Below are 15235 nucleotides of genomic sequence, written 5' to 3'. Positions count from 1 at the left end.
GTCGAGAGTCTTCGTCATCGGTCCGCATATCGCCACCACTTCGGGACGCCATCCGATGTGCACCACATGCTTCAGTGTAAGACGGGTGTTATACGCGACTCAAGGAGTAGCCGTGCTTGGTGAGCTCAATCGGAGCCCAAGCATCGAGTACGAACAAATCGTCACTGTGTGGCCGGTCACAAGCTAGACATCCCGTTTCTTCAGAGTTCAAGTCTGCCCGCCCGCCTGGAGGGTCGGTGCCCTCGACTAGGCTCGACAAATCGAACATATTCGGCTTTTCAGGGGTTAATTCGGGTGTCTAGCAACTTCAATCACGCGTCGTTCATCTGGTCGGCGGCCGACCTGCTTCGAGGCACCTACAAGCAGCATCAGTACGGCGACATCATCCTGCCGTTCACGGTTCTTTCGCGATTGGATGCGGTGCTCGCGCCGACGAAGCAGGCCGTGCTCGAAGCGACGAAGGGTCTCGACCCGGACGTCGACCCGTCACCCGGCATGCTCCGTGCGAAGGCTGGCCACACCTACTCGTTTTCGAATCGCTCGAATCACGACCTGAAGTCGCTGCAAGGCGACCCCGATAATCTCGAGCAAAACCTTCGCGACTATGTGAACTCGTTTTCGTCGAACGTGCGCGACATCTTCGAGAAGTACAAGTTCGAAGACACGATTGTGGACCTCGCGCAGAACGACCTCTTGCTGCAGATTCTCCAGCACTTCGCCAAAGTCGATCTGCACCCAAAGGCTGTCGACAACGAGAAAATGGGCCACATCTTTGAGGAGCTCATTCGTAAGTTTGCCGAGGCCTCGAACGAGACTGCAGGTGAGCACTTCACGCCGCGGGAGGTCGTGAAGCTCATGGTCTCGATTCTGCTCGCCAACGAAGAAGATCTCATGACCCCCGGCATTGTCCGCGATGTCTATGATCCGACGGCGGGTACGGGTGGGATGCTCTCGGTCGCCGATGACGAGATCAAGGCCATGAATGGCTCGGCCCAAGTGAACCTGCTTGGACAGGAGCTCAACGGTGCCTCTTACGCGATCTGCAAGGCCGACATGGTGGTGAAGGGCCAGCCGATCGACAACATCGTGAACGGCGACACCCTCATGAACCCCGCGTTTAAGAACCGCACCTTCCACTACGGGCTCTCGAATCCGCCGTTCGGCGTCAATTGGCAAAAGCAACGCGAAGCGGTCACTTCCGAACATGAGATCGCCGGGTTCGACGGACGATTCGGCGCGGGCCTGCCTCGAGTCTCCGACGGCTCGATGCTCTTTCTCATGCATCTCATCTCGAAGCTGCGCGAGCCGAGCGACAGCTCTGGCGGAGGCAAGGGCGCGATCGTCCTTAATGGCTCGCCGCTCTTTACCGGGGGTGCTGGCTCGGGCGAATCGAACATTCGCAAGTGGATCCTCGACAACGACTACCTCGAGACCATCGTCGGCTTGCCGACCGACATGTTCTACAACACCGGCATCAGCACCTACGTCTGGATCCTCAATAAGGACAAGCCCGCGGAGCGGCGCAACAAGGTGCAGCTCATCGACGCGACGGAGATGTTCGTAAAGATGCGCAAGAGCGTCGGTTCAAAGCGCAAGGAATTGAGTGACGATCACATCGTCGAGATCACGAAGCTTTACGAGCAATTCGAAGAGTCCGATGTCTCGAAGATCTTCGACGTGACCGACTTCATGTACCGCACGATCACGCTCGAACGCCCGATGAAACGCAACTACGGGTTCACCCCCGAACGCATCGAGCGCGCGATGGCGGCGAAGCCGGTCACGAAGCTCGATGAGGATGCGCAGGGTCGCCTCCTCGAGGTGCTCGAGGCTGCGGGGGTGGATGCTGGGGGAGAGCTGTCGTTCAGCCGCACGGAGTTCCAGAAGCAGCTGATGGCCGCGGCGAACGGTAAGGGCGTCGCGCTGAAACCGGCGCTCGTGAAAATGCTCGTGGATGAGCTGAGCGAGCACGACGACGATGGCGAGTTGTTGACGAAAGCGGGCAGGCCTGTCGCCGACGCCGCGCTGCGCGACACCGAGAACGTGCCGTGGAACGAAGACATCGACGAGTACCTCGAACGCGAGGTAAAGCCGTTCGTCCCAGACGCCTGGATCGACGAATCCAAGTCGAGGGAGGGCGCGGAGATTCAGTTCACGCGCCACTTCTACAATTACGTCCCGCCGCGCTCCCTAGAAGAAATCGACGCCGACCTCGATGAGGTTCTCGGCCGAATCCGCGCCCGACTAGAGCAGGTGAAGGCGTGAACGCCGAACGACGAGACTGGTTATCGGATATCCCAGATCATTGGAGTATCCGAAAGGCATCTCATATTTTGCATTTGACGGTAGGCGGTACCCCTCCTACGAGTCGAGCGGATTATTTCGAGGGTAACGTGCCGTGGGTTACGATCGCCGATATGGCCGGTGGTCAAGTGCAAACTGGGGAACGCTTTTTGAGTGAAGAAGGAGTGCGGGCTGCAGGCATTCCTTGGAGCGAACCTGGCGAGTTGCTCTACAGCTTTAAGCTGAGTATTGGTAAGACTGCATTCGTTCATTCCAGGCTAGTAACCAATGAGGCGATCGCGACGGTGAAATCAACGAGTCGCATTGACTTAGGATTCGCACGGTGGGTATTACCGCTTGCCTTCGAAGCAAGTGCTTCTCGGAATATCTACGGGGCTCCCATACTGAATCAGCAGCAGCTCCTGGCATCGAGGATTCCGTATCCAGGACTCGAAGAACAACGGCGGATCGCGGACTACCTCGACCGCGAAACCGCCGAAATTGATGCGCTCATTGACGAACTTTCCTCTCTGTCGGATCTAGTTGGCGAACGGCAGTCCGCGGCCGTTGAGAGAAAGTTTCTCGGGCATGATTTTGTTCAAATACGTCACCTAAATCCTCAGCGGGAAACGGGCGTCAGTGTCAACGGTGCGAGTTGGCAGGCACAGGAAGGGCAGCCTGGCGTTCTGAAGACCGGAGCCGCATCGAAAGGATACTTGGATGTTGCCGAAAATAAGGCCGTAGTAGAAGTTAGTGAAATCGCACGGCTGACGACTCCCTTGAAGGCGGATCGAATCCTCATTAATCGTGCGAATACCCCAGAATTGGTCGGCTCGACTGCATACGTTAGTAATGAATATCCGAATCTATTCTTGTCGGACAAACTTTGGCAGATAGATTTCAATGCAAACAATGAATTTATGTATTATGTGCGGAATTCTCGCATTTATCGAGATCAAGTTTCTCTTCGTAGTGTCGGCGCGAGCGCTTCAATGCAAAATCTTAGCTACGAGGATTTCTTGAGTATTGAATTACCTGTCCCAGACCGCGACACGCAAACTAGAATCGCGGATTCGGCCCAGAAGATTTTCGAGGATGCTGTGGAGTCCAAGACCATGGTGCAGGATGCCGTCGCGTTGGCCAAGGAACGCCGCTCCGCCCTAATCTCCGCCGCTGTCACCGGCCAGATCAACGTCACTGAAAAGCACGCTCCCGTCGCAGAACAGATCGAAGCCGAGCTCGCGGAGGCGCGATGAACACGTATCGGGAGCGCGCGTTTCAGGACGAGATCGCCGACTACCTCGGGGACCACGGGTGGCTCCGCTCGGAAAACTCCGCGGGTTACGACAAGGAACGCGCGCTCTATCCCGAAGACCTCCTCGGCTGGCTCGAGGACATCGATCCCAAGAACTACGCGAAGATCGTGCCGACCAACGCCACACCCGAGGCGAAAGCGAAAGGTGAGCGGCGCATCCTCGACCGGGTCGTGAAGAAGCTCGCCAACGACGAGGCGCACGGCGGCGGCACGCTCGCCACGCTCAGGAATGGCTTTGACGTCACCGGTGCACGGCACTTCGACCTCCTGCAGATGCCGCCGGCCGACGGCCGCAATCCGAACCTGATCGAGCGATACGCCAAGAATCGACTCCGGGTCGTGCCCGAGGTTGTCTACTCGATGAAGAAGGCCGATCGCATCGACCTCGTGCTGTTTGTGAACGGCATCCCGGTTGCGACGCTCGAACTCAAGACAACGTTCACGCAGTCGGTGAACGACGCGGTCACGCAATACCGCAAAGACCGAAATCCGAAGGGCGAACCGCTCCTCACCGAATTCCGCGGCGCCCTCGTGCACTTCGCGGTCACCGACAACGAAGTCCAGATGACCACAAAGCTCGAGGGGAAGTCGACGACGTTCCTGCCCTTCAACCGTGGCTACAACAATGGGGCGGGCAATCCGCCAGTCGAAGGCAAGCACCGCACGTCGTACCTCTGGGAAGAGGTATTCGAGCGCGATACCTGGCTGAGCATCCTGGCGAAGTTCATCTACGTGAACCACCAGACCAAGGTGAACCCCGTCACCGGCGAGATCACCGAAAAGGCGAGCGTGCGATTCCCGCGCTATCACCAGTGGCGCGCGGTGACGAAGCTCACCCAGCACGCCCACGAACATGGCTCGGGGCAGAATTATCTCATTCAGCACTCGGCGGGCTCGGGCAAGACCGACTCGATCGCGTGGACCGCCCACCGCATGGCGACGCTCCACACTCCCTACGGCAAGAAGGTCTTCGATGGCGTGATTGTCGTCGCCGACCGAGACATTCTCGATCGGCAGCTGCAGGATGCGGTCGACCAACTCGTGAGCAAGACGGGCACCTTTCTGCCCGTCACGAGGGGGAGCGAGGGGTCAAAGACCGAGCAGTTGCTCGAGGCACTGCGCGCCCAAGTGCTCATCATTGGTGTGACGCTGCAGACCTTCCCGCACGCGCTCAAGAGGATTCGCGACGAGGGTGGCGAGCTCGCGGGCAAGCGCTTCGCGGTCATCGCCGACGAGGCCCACTCATCCCAGACTGGAGAATCGGCCGCCTCGCTCCGCGAGCTGCTCTACCAGGGCGAGGTTCCCGCATCCATCGAAGGAGATGAGATCGGCGCCGACCAGGATGCGCTGGTCGCGATGGCAGCCCGAGCTGACAGCGACAAGCGGCTCAGCTTTTTCGCGTTTACCGCGACTCCCAAGGCGAAGACGCTCGAGAAATTCGGGCGGACCGAGGAGGGCGGCGAACCGAAACCGTTCGATCTGTACTCGATGAAGCAGGCGATCGAGGAGGGGTTCATCCTCGACGTGCTGAAGAACTACACGACCTACGAATTTGCGGCGCGCATCGCGCTGCGCGCCGAGGAGGGTGAGTCCGAGGAAGTCGACGTGCGCAAGGGCACGCGAGCTTACATCGGGTTCGTCGAACTGCATCCGACCAACGTCGCGTCAAAGGTCGACGTGATCCTGCGCCACTACCGCGAGACCGTGCAGAAGGAACTCGGTGGCCGTGCGAAAGCCATGGTGGTCACCGCATCCCGTGCGGCTGCGGTGAAGTACGCGCGGGCGTTCGAGAAGGCGATCGAACGCGACGGACTGCCGCTCAAGACCCTCGTGGCGTTTTCGGGGGAGGTGCCTGACCCTGATGTCACCGCACTGCCCGGGATCGAGGTGCCGACCGTGACCGAGGCATCCATGAACCCCGAACTTCGCGGGGGAGATCTCGCGAAGGTGTTTGCGCGAGAGGACCAGAACATCCTGATCGTGGCGAATAAGTACCAGACCGGATTTGACCAGCCGCTGCTCGTTGGCATGTATGTCGATAAGAAGCTCTCGGGCATCACCGCCGTGCAGACGCTGTCGCGGTTAAATCGTCGCGCGGACGGCAAAGACAATACGTATGTGCTCGACTTCGTGAACGACGGCGAGGACGTCCGGCAGGCGTTTCTGACCTACTACGAGGATGCGGAGATTCAGACGGAATCTGATCCCGACCTCGTGCTGGATCTGTCCGCGAAACTCGAGCAGCAGAAGATCTTCACGCGTTCAGAGGTGCAGCATGTGTGGGACATCTGGACTGAGACGCGGTCGAAGCATTCGGCGCTCGATTCGGCGTTTCACGCGCCGGTCGATCGATTCTCGGTGCGGTGGCACGACGCCGTGGTGGAAGGCGATGACGAGGCACGTGAGCAGCTCGAAGACTTTCGTTCCACGCTCGCGCAGTACGTGAAGGCGTACGCGTTCTTTTCGCAGATTTTGGATTACGGCGAGCCCTATTTCGAGAAGCTGTCGGTGTTTGCCGATCTGCTCGCGCGCAAGCTCCGGGAGTTCCGCGCGGGGGAGGCCAACGCCGCGAACGTTGACGTGACAGATGTGGTTTTGACGCACTACAAGCTCGAGAAGGTGCGCGACGAGGACCTGCGGCTGGAGTCTGGAGCCGGTGAGGGACTGCGCGGGATGACCGAGGCCGGGCTCGCGAAGGTGCGCGAGCAGGAGCGGTCGGCGAAGTCGGAGCTGATCGAGGCCGTGAACAAGTACTTCGGCGATCTCGACGTCTCGGATGAGTACAAGGTCGACATGGTGGGGAAGCTCTTGGCGGAGACTGCGAAGAGCGAAGACCTGCTGACCCAGTCCGTAAACAACGTAGAAACGGACTTCCGCTTCTCGCCGAAACTCAATGTGGTCGTGGATGACGCGCGCTGGCAGTACGACGAGGCACAGAATAGTGTCGCCGAAGCGATCCGAGAGATGCCGATCGATCGCGTTGTGAATATGTTACTCGATGCCGGGTTGTATGAGTATTTGCGGGAGCGTGCGGGTTAGGTTCGGGTGGTGTCAGTTGGGTATCCGCAGTCTCTGACTTTCCCGATATAGCGATCGTAGTGTCCACCTATGAGTCGCCTCGATCGGGTCACAGTCAATTCGGCGATATGCCACAGGGATCCCACGATCCGTGGCATGCGTGTTCGCGTTCAGGACTTGCTCGACCTGCTTCACTCAGGCATGTCCCACGACGAGATTCTGAGCGGCTATGAAGAACTAGAGCGAGAGGACATACTCGTTGTCATCGCGTATGCGGCTGCTAGTTCTTTGGCGGATCCGTGAAGTCGTCGATGGAGCCTTGGTGTCTCGTGAGCGAGCTACCCGCGTTGCACCCGATAGGTGGATGGAAGTGGCTGACCCAGCAGGTCGTTACCGTGCTGAGGAAATTTGTGCTCGAGATATCCGAGAAGTGCGTTGGTAAACTTGAATTTTCGGACACAATGCAAGGATGCCAGGAGGTGGCAGACGTGAAAAAGCGACTTGTCGATAAAGAAGCCGTTAGACGTGCCGCGCTTCGTTCAACCCGCGCTTCCGCATCGTTGGAACGGCGCGACGTCCCGGTTACTTTCGTTCGTTCGGAAAAGACTGAGCGATACCTCGCTGAGCGCCGCCGTCTGGGCTGATGTCATTCGACCCGGGTTACGGGGAAACGCCGGTCCCATTCGACGAATTGGATGCGCTTCTACCCGAAGCAAGAGCTTCGCTGCCAGAGCCGATAACGAGGGCGGCTGTCTATGATCTTGAACAGGCAGTGGAGGCTACGGTCAAAGAGGAACTCCTGATGGCAGCTTTCGAAGGCGAACTGCAGCTCGAAGAACTTCTTAGTGACGCGTACTTGCGTGAGCTACACGGACTCCTTTACCGAGACATTTGGAGTTGGGCTGGTCGTTACCGACGCCATGACTTTAACATCGGTATCGACTGGCACGCGATTCCAACGGAGATGCGAGGGGCCTTAGACAACATTCGGTACAGGTGGGAAAACACGAGCGACTGGACTCCGCGGGAACTGGGCATAGCGGTGCATGCAGAGTGCGTTCGAATTCACCCGTTTGTCGACGGCAACGGGCGCAGCACCAGGCTCTTCGCGGATCTTGTATTTGCAGCTGCTCAAGACACAGAAATTATCGAGGCATACGACTGGCAGATTGACAAGGGCCGATACATTGAACTTCTTCGGGCCTATGATCAGCATCGCGATTCCCGAGATCTGGCTGAATTCGTGTCGACCTACCCGATCTCTTAACCCGCATTTTGAGTTACCGAGCGAGGAGCCCAAATCGTGTTGGCCGATGTCCGCAGAAGCCAGCTTCACCGCGGAACCGGCAGCCCCGCACTATGAAACTCCGCAGCTAAACCGCCACAATAGTAACCTCCGACTGCCCGCTCAGCATCCGCGAGACCGGGCAGCGGGCGTGGGCAGCCTCGGCGAGGTGAGTCGCCGCATCCATGTCTTTGCCCTCGAAGTGGAGCTCGGCGCGGCCGCGGAACTCGAAGGAGCTGCCGTCGTGGCGCTTGTGCAGCGTGATGCGCGTGCGCACTTGGACGGGGTAGCTGGGGCCCGCGACGATCCGACCCGATTCGCTGAGGCACGTCGCCCATGCGAGGGCGAGTAGCTCTTCGGGGTTCGTTCCCTGGCTTTGCTCGGGGCCAATCGGCGAGCGCACGTCGACTCGGAGGCCACCCTCGATCCAGCTCTCGCCGTTCGCGCCACCGCGATTCTCGGCGACCGCCGTGAAAATCGACGGTCCGTACTCGCTATCGGTCATGCATCCACCCCTTTGGTTGCCTTCGCGCCTCGCACAGCATATATTCGACTGCGTCTAAGAATCCGTTCACCGGATTCTCACTCACATCCGCTACGAGCCTGCGAGCGCCACACCACATGCATCCATCGAACACGATCGGCCAGAGCGCCGTCGAGTTTCGCGAAGTAACTCGCACGTTTGGAGACAGCGCACACACCGTGACGGCGCTCGACAACGTCGACTTCGCCATCCCGCGCGGCTCAATCTTCGGCGTCCTCGGCGAGAGCGGCGCCGGCAAGTCCACGCTCCTGCGGCTCATGAACGGGCTCGATCACCCAACGAACGGGCAAGTGCTCGTAAATGGAACTGATCTCGCGAGCCTGGCGCGGAAGCAACTGAACCAGATGCGGCACCAGATCGGCGTCGTCTTTCAATCGTTCAATCTCGTGGGCAACCTCACCGTCGAGCAAAACGTTGCGATGCCGCTGCGGCTGCAAAAGCGGAAGGACACGGCCAAAGTCGCCGCGATGCTCGAGTTCGTGGGCCTCGGGCATCGCACGAAGCACTATCCCGCGCAGCTTTCGGGCGGCGAGAAGCAGCGGGTCGCGATCGCGCGGTCCCTCGTTACCGATCCGCTCCTGCTGCTCTGCGACGAGCCGACATCGGCGCTCGATACCCACACCACCGGCGAGATCCTCGAACTCCTGCGCACGACGCGCGAACGCTTCGGCACGACGATCGTGCTCGTCACCCACGAGCTGGATGCGGTGAAAGCGATCTGCGATCAGGCAGCGATTTTCGAAGTCGGTCGGCTCCGAGACATCGTCGCGGTGAATGCCGTGCAAACCGACAAAGGTGAGACGTACCTCGACCACGTGCGGACGGTACTCGGCCAATGAACATCCTCGATGAACTGCAGCGAATCGTCGGCGAATACGGCGAAGAAATCGGCGTCGCCCTGGCCGAGACCGGGTACATGGTTGGCGTCTCGCTCGTTGTCGCGGTGCTGTTCGGGCTGCCGCTCGGCGTCTTGATCTACCTCACCCGCGAGGGCGGGCTGACGTCCAACCGTATCCTGTGGAACGTCGCGAATTTCTATGTCACCGTCGTGCGGTCATTCCCGTTCCTGCTGTTTGTAGTGTTCATGATCCCGTTCACGCGGATGGTGTTCGGCACGAGCTTCGGCACCGTCGCGGCGACATTCCCGCTCGCCTTCGTCGCAATCGCGATCTACGCGCGCTTCACCGAGCAGATTCTGCTCGAGCTCCCGAGCGGGCTGCTGCAGGCCGCCGCATCGATGGGCGCCACCGTGCCGCAGACCGTGATGCGATTCTTGCTCGTCGATGCGCGCTCGGGGCTCGTTTATGCCCTGACCTCGGCGATGATCAGTTTCGTGTCGTATTCGGCGGTGCTCGGCGTCGTGGGTGGTGGCGGCGTCGGCGACTTCGCGATGCGCTACGGCTACCACAAGTACGACTTCGTGCTCATGTACACCGTGATCGCGCTCATCATCATCGCCGTGCTGCTGTTGCAGAGCCTCGGCACCCGCATTTCCCGCGCGCTCGACAAGCGCTAAATCGCATCCCACCCCATAGATAAAGGACCCCGCATGACTCGCTTCATCTCAACGAAACGCCGACCGCTCGCCGTGATGGCCGCTGCAGCAGCGGCCGTGACGCTCGCACTCACTGGTTGCGCCGCATCCACCGACGATGCCGCCGAGGGCGAGACCATCACCCTCAAGGTCGCGGCGACCACGACCCCGATGACCGACGTCGTCCAGGCCGCGGCCGAGGTGATCGAGGCGCCGTACGAGATCGAGATGGTCGAAGTCGCCGACTATGTGCAGCCGAACTCGATGCTGCAGCACGGCGAGCTCGACGCGAACTTCGTGCAGCACCCGCCGTTCATGGCGGAGTACAACGCCGCAAACGACGCGACCCTCGTCGCCGTTGAGCCCGTGTATCTCACGCAGGTCGGCATGTACTCGTCGAAGCACGGCAGCTTCGACGACGTGCCCGAGGACGGGCAGATCGTGATTCCGCAGGATGCGTCGAACCAGGCTCGCGCGCTGCTGATGGTGCAGGCGGCGGGACTCATCACGATCGACCCGGCGGTCGAGGAGACGGTGGTGACGGTGGATGACGTGCTCGAGAACCCGAAGAACCTCACGTTCACCGAGATCGACATCATGTCGCTCGTGTCGGCATACCCCGAGGCGGATGCGGTGTTCCTGCACCCGACCTTCGCGCGCCAGCTCGAGCTGACGCCGGAGGAGGATGCGCTCGCACTTGAGCAGGATGAGGCGTTTGCAGTGAGCCTCGTCACCCGTGAGGAGGATGCTGACTCAGAGGCGACCTCGGCGCTGGTGGATGCGTTCCACAGTGAGGGCGTGCGCGCGAAACTTGAGGAGCTTGGGGTGCCGGCTGCGTTCTAGCGGTTACCGATCATGTCGCTGGCTGGCTGTAGTCTGCGCTACACATTCCAGTGAAGGTACTGCGAGATGTCGAATCGGCTGATGGGCCGATAGAAAATGGAGGCGCCGTGTCCTTTGCAGTGGTCGATCTGGAGACGACGGGATTTTCGCCAGCACGCGGTGATCGGATCGTTGAGTTGGGAGTGGTGCTCCTCGATGACGGGGGAGCGGTCGAGCAGGAGTGGACCACGCTGGTCAACCCGCAGCGACACATTGGCGCCACGCATGTTCATGGCATCCGCGCGCGCGACGTCGTGGATGCGCCACTGTTTGGTGATGTCGCGGCCGACGTCGTCGACCTCCTCGCGGGGCGCACGATTGTTGCCCACAACCAGGCGTTCGACACGAGGTTCCTCCGCGCGGAGCTGTCGCTGCACGGGTTTGTGATCCCCGATTCATATTCGGCGCTCTGCACGATGGTGTGGTCTCGACGGCGATTCGGCGCGGCGAAGCTTGCGGATGTGTGCGCCGCGCTGGGTATCGATCTCACGGATGCGCACTCGGCACTTGGCGATGCGAAGGCCACGGCAAATCTTCTTCGGGCATTGAACGAGGTTGCTGGTCGCGATCGGGATTGGGCACGTGACGTGGCTCGTGGAGTCTTCCCGATCGAGCGCTCGATCACTCACGCGGCCGGTAGGCTGACCGCGCGCGACGTCGCCGCAACCGGTTCCCCCATTCCGGAGGCTGCCGAACCGCCGTTATGGCAGCGCGTCACGGTTCCGCTGCCCGCGGGAGACGTCGCGGCGTGCGTCTACCTCGAACTCCTCGCCGATGTCTTGGACGACGGATTCATCTCGGTAACGGAGCATGAGCGGCTTCGTTCCATTGCGGAAGTCGCTGGTTTCGATGAGGGCCGGCTGCCGGAACTTCACGCGAAGTATCTCGAGGCGGCAACCGCAGAAGCACTCGCGGATGGATCGATTTCGGACGCGGAGCGAGAGCAATTGGTACAAATTGCGCTGGTACTCGATCTACCGTTTCCGGACCTTCGTCGGGCGTCGTCCGACGTGTCAGCCGTAGGTCGCGCATCGCTGGTCGGTCGGCCAGCCGTCGTCGATGACGCTGCTCCCGCAACTGGCGCAGCGTTCTCTCTCAGCCCAGGCTGCCGAGTCGTGTTCACAGGCACCATGAGTTGCCCGCGTGAGGAGTGGGCGCAGCGGCTCGTCGCGGCCGGGCTCACGACAGGCACGGTCACGAAGAAGACGGCCGTCCTCGTCGCGGAGGATCCGACCACTCAATCGGGCAAGGGGAAGAACGCCCTTAAATATGGGATCCCTGTCGTAACCGAGGAAGAGTTCGCGCCGGTGTTTGATGCGTATGTGTCGACGCTGTCCACGAATTCGAACTGAGTTTGACGCACTGACAAGATTTCGACCAGGGTGACCTACGTGGAAAGAGAGATGGCAAGCCAAACGGATTATCGCCGCAGGATCGAGAACGTGGTTCGGCAGCTCCGAGCGAATCAGGGTGATGTTGCGCGCCGTGCCGCTGATTGGATCGCTCGAGAGCTGCAGTCCTACCAGTCTGTCGCGAGGGACGACGTCATCGCATCGGTACGACTGAACCTGGAACGCAGCGCCGGGACGCTATTGAGCGGCTCGGTGCCGTTCGAGGAGGATGCTGAGAACCGGGACACCACTCGGAAGCGCATGGACTCGGGGGTTCCGATGGCGGATATCATCCGTGGTTATCGGATTTCGCTCACGGTCATCTATGAAGAATTCTTGTCGTTGGCCGAAGCCTCCCAACTGTCGCCCTCGGAAATCCTCGAGGCATCACATCTGCTATGGCAGCTCGGTGATTGGTTTACCGCTGGAGCCGCGGCAGAGTACAGATACAACGCTGCCCATGTCGCGGTTCGGAAAGCGCTGGAACACGCGGAAGTTGTGCGTCAAGTCACTGGTGGGGACGACTGGCCGAGTGGACTCGAGGATCGACTGCGCGACGTCGGCGTAGACCTTGATCTCTCGTATCGAGTCGTAATGCGAGATCACCTCGACAACGAGCTTGCAGATTCAATGCGCGCTGCCAATTTTCCGCGCCCACAGGCAAGCTTGAGTGCAGACATTGACGGGCGCACGGTGTTGGTGTGGCCCGAACACGCCGACATTGACACGACCGAGTTCGGGGAAGCTGGGCGGTGGGCCGTTGGTCCGCTGCGCCCCTTGCACCGTCTGCACGAATCGACAGTCCTCGCGGGAAGAATTCTCCGAAGCCTGCCGCCGGATGTCGTCGGAGTGTTTTCTGCGGCAAATCGTGGTTGGCGGCTGACGCTGCCGCTAGATCCGTTAACACGGGAAGCACTGGTGGAGGCATATCTCGAGCCGCTTCATCCTGAATCGGCTGGCGGGTCTGAAATCGTGCAGACCCTGGAGACGTTCCTGACCGAGGGACGAAATGTTCGCCGAACAGCGGAAGCAATGACGGTACATCAGAACACAGTTCGGTATCGCCTCGATCGGTTCGAAGAACTTACCGGTGCGTCGCTGAGGGAGACTGACGTAATCATTAATCTGGCGCTGGTGCTTGCCGAGTAGCTGCGACCGTCACGCATTTGCAGCACTTTGGAGTTTTCTCTAGTTTTTGAATCCCAATCACGGATATGGCTCCGTGGCTCGACCGCGACATGACTCGTAATTTTGAAGTCAACAAAGCGCTCGATGTGGAGCGACCGGACCATGCTCAAAGTTGAGCATCACTCGAAGGCACGAGATGACTGAAAACCTTGCAGACCAAGTGATCACCTTTTCGCAAATGTGGGATCAGGCCGTCAACGACCACGGGGGTCGTTCATTCCTAGTTTTCCGTGACGTCGACGGCACCACGTCGAACTGGACCTACTCCGAGTTCGATGCAATCGTCGATCGTGCTGCGGGCAAAATGCGGGAGTACGGTGTAGGAGCGGGGGACTCCGTGCACCTGTGCTTGCGCAACTCACCCGCGTTCATTGCCCTTTGGCTGGCAACGTCGAGGCTCGGAGCCTGGATGGTACCTGCCGATCCCGGTGCAGCCTCGCGTGATATTGAACGTCACCTTGAGCGGGTTCGTCCTATGCTCGGGTTTGCATCGGCTGAACGTGCCTCTGTCTATCGGGAGGGTGCCGCCGGCGCCAACATGCCGGTTATCGAACTCACCGAGACGGCCGTCGACGTTATCGCGGGTGGGGCGTTGGCCGGAGAACCCTTGTCTCCGGCCGAGCGACCGCTCCCCGAGCCTCTTGACCGCCTCGCCATCATGTTTACCTCCGGTACGACGTCCGAACCGAAGGGTGTGGACGTCACCCAGGCGAATTACGCGACGGTGGGCAACGTCATGGCAAGCGCAGCTCGGCTCTCTGCCGATCACCGCTGGTACGTGTCGCTGCCACTTTTCCACGCAAACGCCCAGTATTACTGCTTCGCTTCCGCGATTGCGGTCGGCGCGAGCGTGGGCCTGGCTGCGACGTTCTCGGCGAGCAAGTGGATAGAGATCGGTCGGGAACTTGATGCAACTCACGCCTCACTCTTCGCCGCCCCGATTCGGATGATCCTGGCGCGAACCCCCGCCGATACACCACCCCTGCAACTCGAGCACGTGTGGTTCGCGCAGAACCTCGCGCCGGCACACCACCGCCAATTCGGCGAGCTCGTTGGCACCGCACCACGCCAACTGTACGGAATGACCGAGACGATCGCGGTAGTCACGTACGACAGCAGCAACCAGCCCGGATCCGAATCGATTGGCACGGTGACGCCGGGGCGGGCGGTGAGCCTGTTCGACGTCGACAACGAGTCACCGGTAGCCGCCGGCGAGAAGGGCATAATTTCCGTCCACGGCGTGCGGGGGATTGACCTCTTCCGCGGCTATCTCGATGACCCGGACACAACCGCGCGGTCATTCCGCACGGACGATGCCGGTGTCGAGTGGTTCTCGACGGGCGACCTGGCCGTCACCAACGATGACGGCACCTGGCGGTTTGTCGGCCGGGTGGATGACGTCGTCAAAGTCTCGGGCGAAAACGTCAGCCTCACCGAAGTCGAGGCGGCGATTGCTCAGGCTCAGGGCGTCCTCGAGGTGGCGGTGGTCACAATCCCGGATCCGGTTCGAGACGTGGTTCCAGTCGCTTACGTGGTGCCCCGTGACCATGCGAACCCGCCTGCGGTCGCAGACCTCGAATGCTGGGCGCTCACCAATCTTGCGCCCGCGTCGCGGCCGCGTGAATGGCATCTCATCGATGAACTGCCGCGCACGAGCGTCGGGAAGATTCGTCGATCCGCAATCGTCCGCTAACAACCCCCTTCTCTGCGCACCGCCCGAGATTTGGCGGTGCCAGCTACCAACCAGCAACCGCGTCGGCTCAGCGTCGAGCACGTTCGCACCATTTACAAAGGA

12 protein-coding genes are annotated in these 15235 nt (G+C 60.4%); 11 read left to right on the top strand and 1 reads right to left on the bottom strand.

What is annotated here, in order from left to right:
* Nucleotides 1-294 precede the first annotated feature (294 nt).
* The 5 genes from GMOLON4_RS09055 (at nt 295) to GMOLON4_RS09035 (ending at nt 7883) form a co-directional block, all read left to right on the top strand.
* On the top strand, nt 295-2265 hold the full coding sequence (locus tag GMOLON4_RS09055) for a type I restriction-modification system subunit M (RefSeq protein WP_026937219.1): 1971 nt from the start codon (nt 295-297) through the stop codon (nt 2263-2265).
* Nucleotides 2262-3539, top strand: coding sequence for a restriction endonuclease subunit S (locus GMOLON4_RS09050; protein WP_084147559.1), 1278 nt, complete (start codon nt 2262-2264; stop codon nt 3537-3539). The genes GMOLON4_RS09055 and GMOLON4_RS09050 overlap by 4 nt, the downstream gene beginning before the upstream one ends.
* Nucleotides 3536-6637 carry a type I restriction endonuclease subunit R gene (locus GMOLON4_RS09045; protein ID WP_026937221.1) on the top strand — a complete coding sequence of 1034 codons (3102 nt, stop codon included), beginning with the start codon at nt 3536-3538 and terminating at the stop codon, nt 6635-6637. The genes GMOLON4_RS09050 and GMOLON4_RS09045 overlap by 4 nt, the downstream gene beginning before the upstream one ends.
* Before the next feature lie 69 nt (nt 6638-6706).
* Nucleotides 6707-6919: a DUF433 domain-containing protein gene (locus GMOLON4_RS09040; protein WP_026937222.1), complete on the top strand. Its 213-nt coding sequence runs from the start codon at nt 6707-6709 to the stop codon at nt 6917-6919.
* A 340-nt stretch (nt 6920-7259) separates the two neighbouring features.
* On the top strand, nt 7260-7883 hold the full coding sequence (locus GMOLON4_RS09035; protein ID WP_026937224.1) for a Fic family protein: 624 nt from the start codon (nt 7260-7262) through the stop codon (nt 7881-7883).
* A 106-nt stretch (nt 7884-7989) separates the two neighbouring features.
* On the opposite strand, the gene GMOLON4_RS09030 is transcribed toward GMOLON4_RS09035, so the two are convergent.
* A complete protein-coding gene (locus tag GMOLON4_RS09030) occupies nt 7990-8406 on the bottom strand; it encodes an OsmC family protein (protein ID WP_026937225.1) in 417 nt (138 codons plus the stop codon).
* 116 nt (nt 8407-8522) lie between these two features.
* Between GMOLON4_RS09030 and GMOLON4_RS09025 the strand changes: the two genes are divergently transcribed.
* From GMOLON4_RS09025 to GMOLON4_RS09000, 6 genes are all read left to right on the top strand, one after another.
* Nucleotides 8523-9284 (top strand): methionine ABC transporter ATP-binding protein, encoded by a 762-nt coding sequence (locus GMOLON4_RS09025; protein WP_026937226.1) that lies wholly within the window; start codon nt 8523-8525, stop codon nt 9282-9284.
* The gene (locus GMOLON4_RS09020) at nt 9281-9961 is read left to right on the top strand and encodes a methionine ABC transporter permease (RefSeq protein ID WP_035733028.1); all 681 of its coding nucleotides are present in this window, start codon (nt 9281-9283) and stop codon (nt 9959-9961) included. The genes GMOLON4_RS09025 and GMOLON4_RS09020 overlap by 4 nt, the downstream gene beginning before the upstream one ends.
* 33 nt (nt 9962-9994) lie before the next feature.
* On the top strand, nt 9995-10822 hold the full coding sequence (locus tag GMOLON4_RS09015; protein ID WP_035733030.1) for a MetQ/NlpA family ABC transporter substrate-binding protein: 828 nt from the start codon (nt 9995-9997) through the stop codon (nt 10820-10822).
* Nucleotides 10823-10929: 107 nt separating this feature from the next.
* Nucleotides 10930-12213, top strand: coding sequence for an exonuclease domain-containing protein (locus tag GMOLON4_RS09010; RefSeq protein WP_051266998.1), 1284 nt, complete (start codon nt 10930-10932; stop codon nt 12211-12213).
* A 318-nt stretch (nt 12214-12531) separates the two neighbouring features.
* Nucleotides 12532-13401: a PucR family transcriptional regulator gene (locus tag GMOLON4_RS09005; RefSeq protein WP_181244102.1), complete on the top strand. Its 870-nt coding sequence runs from the start codon at nt 12532-12534 to the stop codon at nt 13399-13401.
* A gap of 175 nt (nt 13402-13576) precedes the next feature.
* Nucleotides 13577-15133 (top strand): class I adenylate-forming enzyme family protein, encoded by a 1557-nt coding sequence (locus GMOLON4_RS09000; protein ID WP_026937230.1) that lies wholly within the window; start codon nt 13577-13579, stop codon nt 15131-15133.
* The last annotated feature ends 102 nt before the right edge of the window (nt 15134-15235 follow it).

The sequence above is a fragment of the Gulosibacter molinativorax genome (assembly GCF_003010915.2).
GTDB lineage: Bacteria > Actinomycetota > Actinomycetes > Actinomycetales > Microbacteriaceae > Gulosibacter > Gulosibacter molinativorax.
The sequence above is the reverse complement of the archived record's forward strand: the minus strand, read 5'-3'. Positions and strand labels throughout refer to the sequence as shown.

What these genes read in the sequence shown, in the direction of transcription:
- GMOLON4_RS09045 (WP_026937221.1), top strand. Translation starts at nt 3,536, where the DNA reads ATGAACACGTATCGGGAGCGCGCGTTTCAGGACGAGATCGCCGACTAC.
- GMOLON4_RS09040 (WP_026937222.1), top strand. Translation starts at nt 6,707, where the DNA reads ATGAGTCGCCTCGATCGGGTCACAGTCAATTCGGCGATATGCCACAGG.
- GMOLON4_RS09035 (WP_026937224.1), top strand. Translation starts at nt 7,260, where the DNA reads ATGTCATTCGACCCGGGTTACGGGGAAACGCCGGTCCCATTCGACGAA.
- GMOLON4_RS09030 (WP_026937225.1), bottom strand. Translation starts at nt 8,406, where the DNA reads ATGACCGATAGCGAGTACGGACCGTCGATTTTCACGGCGGTCGCCGAG.
- GMOLON4_RS09025 (WP_026937226.1), top strand. Translation starts at nt 8,523, where the DNA reads ATGCATCCATCGAACACGATCGGCCAGAGCGCCGTCGAGTTTCGCGAA.
- GMOLON4_RS09020 (WP_035733028.1), top strand. Translation starts at nt 9,281, where the DNA reads ATGAACATCCTCGATGAACTGCAGCGAATCGTCGGCGAATACGGCGAA.
- GMOLON4_RS09015 (WP_035733030.1), top strand. Translation starts at nt 9,995, where the DNA reads ATGACTCGCTTCATCTCAACGAAACGCCGACCGCTCGCCGTGATGGCC.
- GMOLON4_RS09005 (WP_181244102.1), top strand. Translation starts at nt 12,532, where the DNA reads ATGGCGGATATCATCCGTGGTTATCGGATTTCGCTCACGGTCATCTAT.
- GMOLON4_RS09000 (WP_026937230.1), top strand. Translation starts at nt 13,577, where the DNA reads ATGACTGAAAACCTTGCAGACCAAGTGATCACCTTTTCGCAAATGTGG.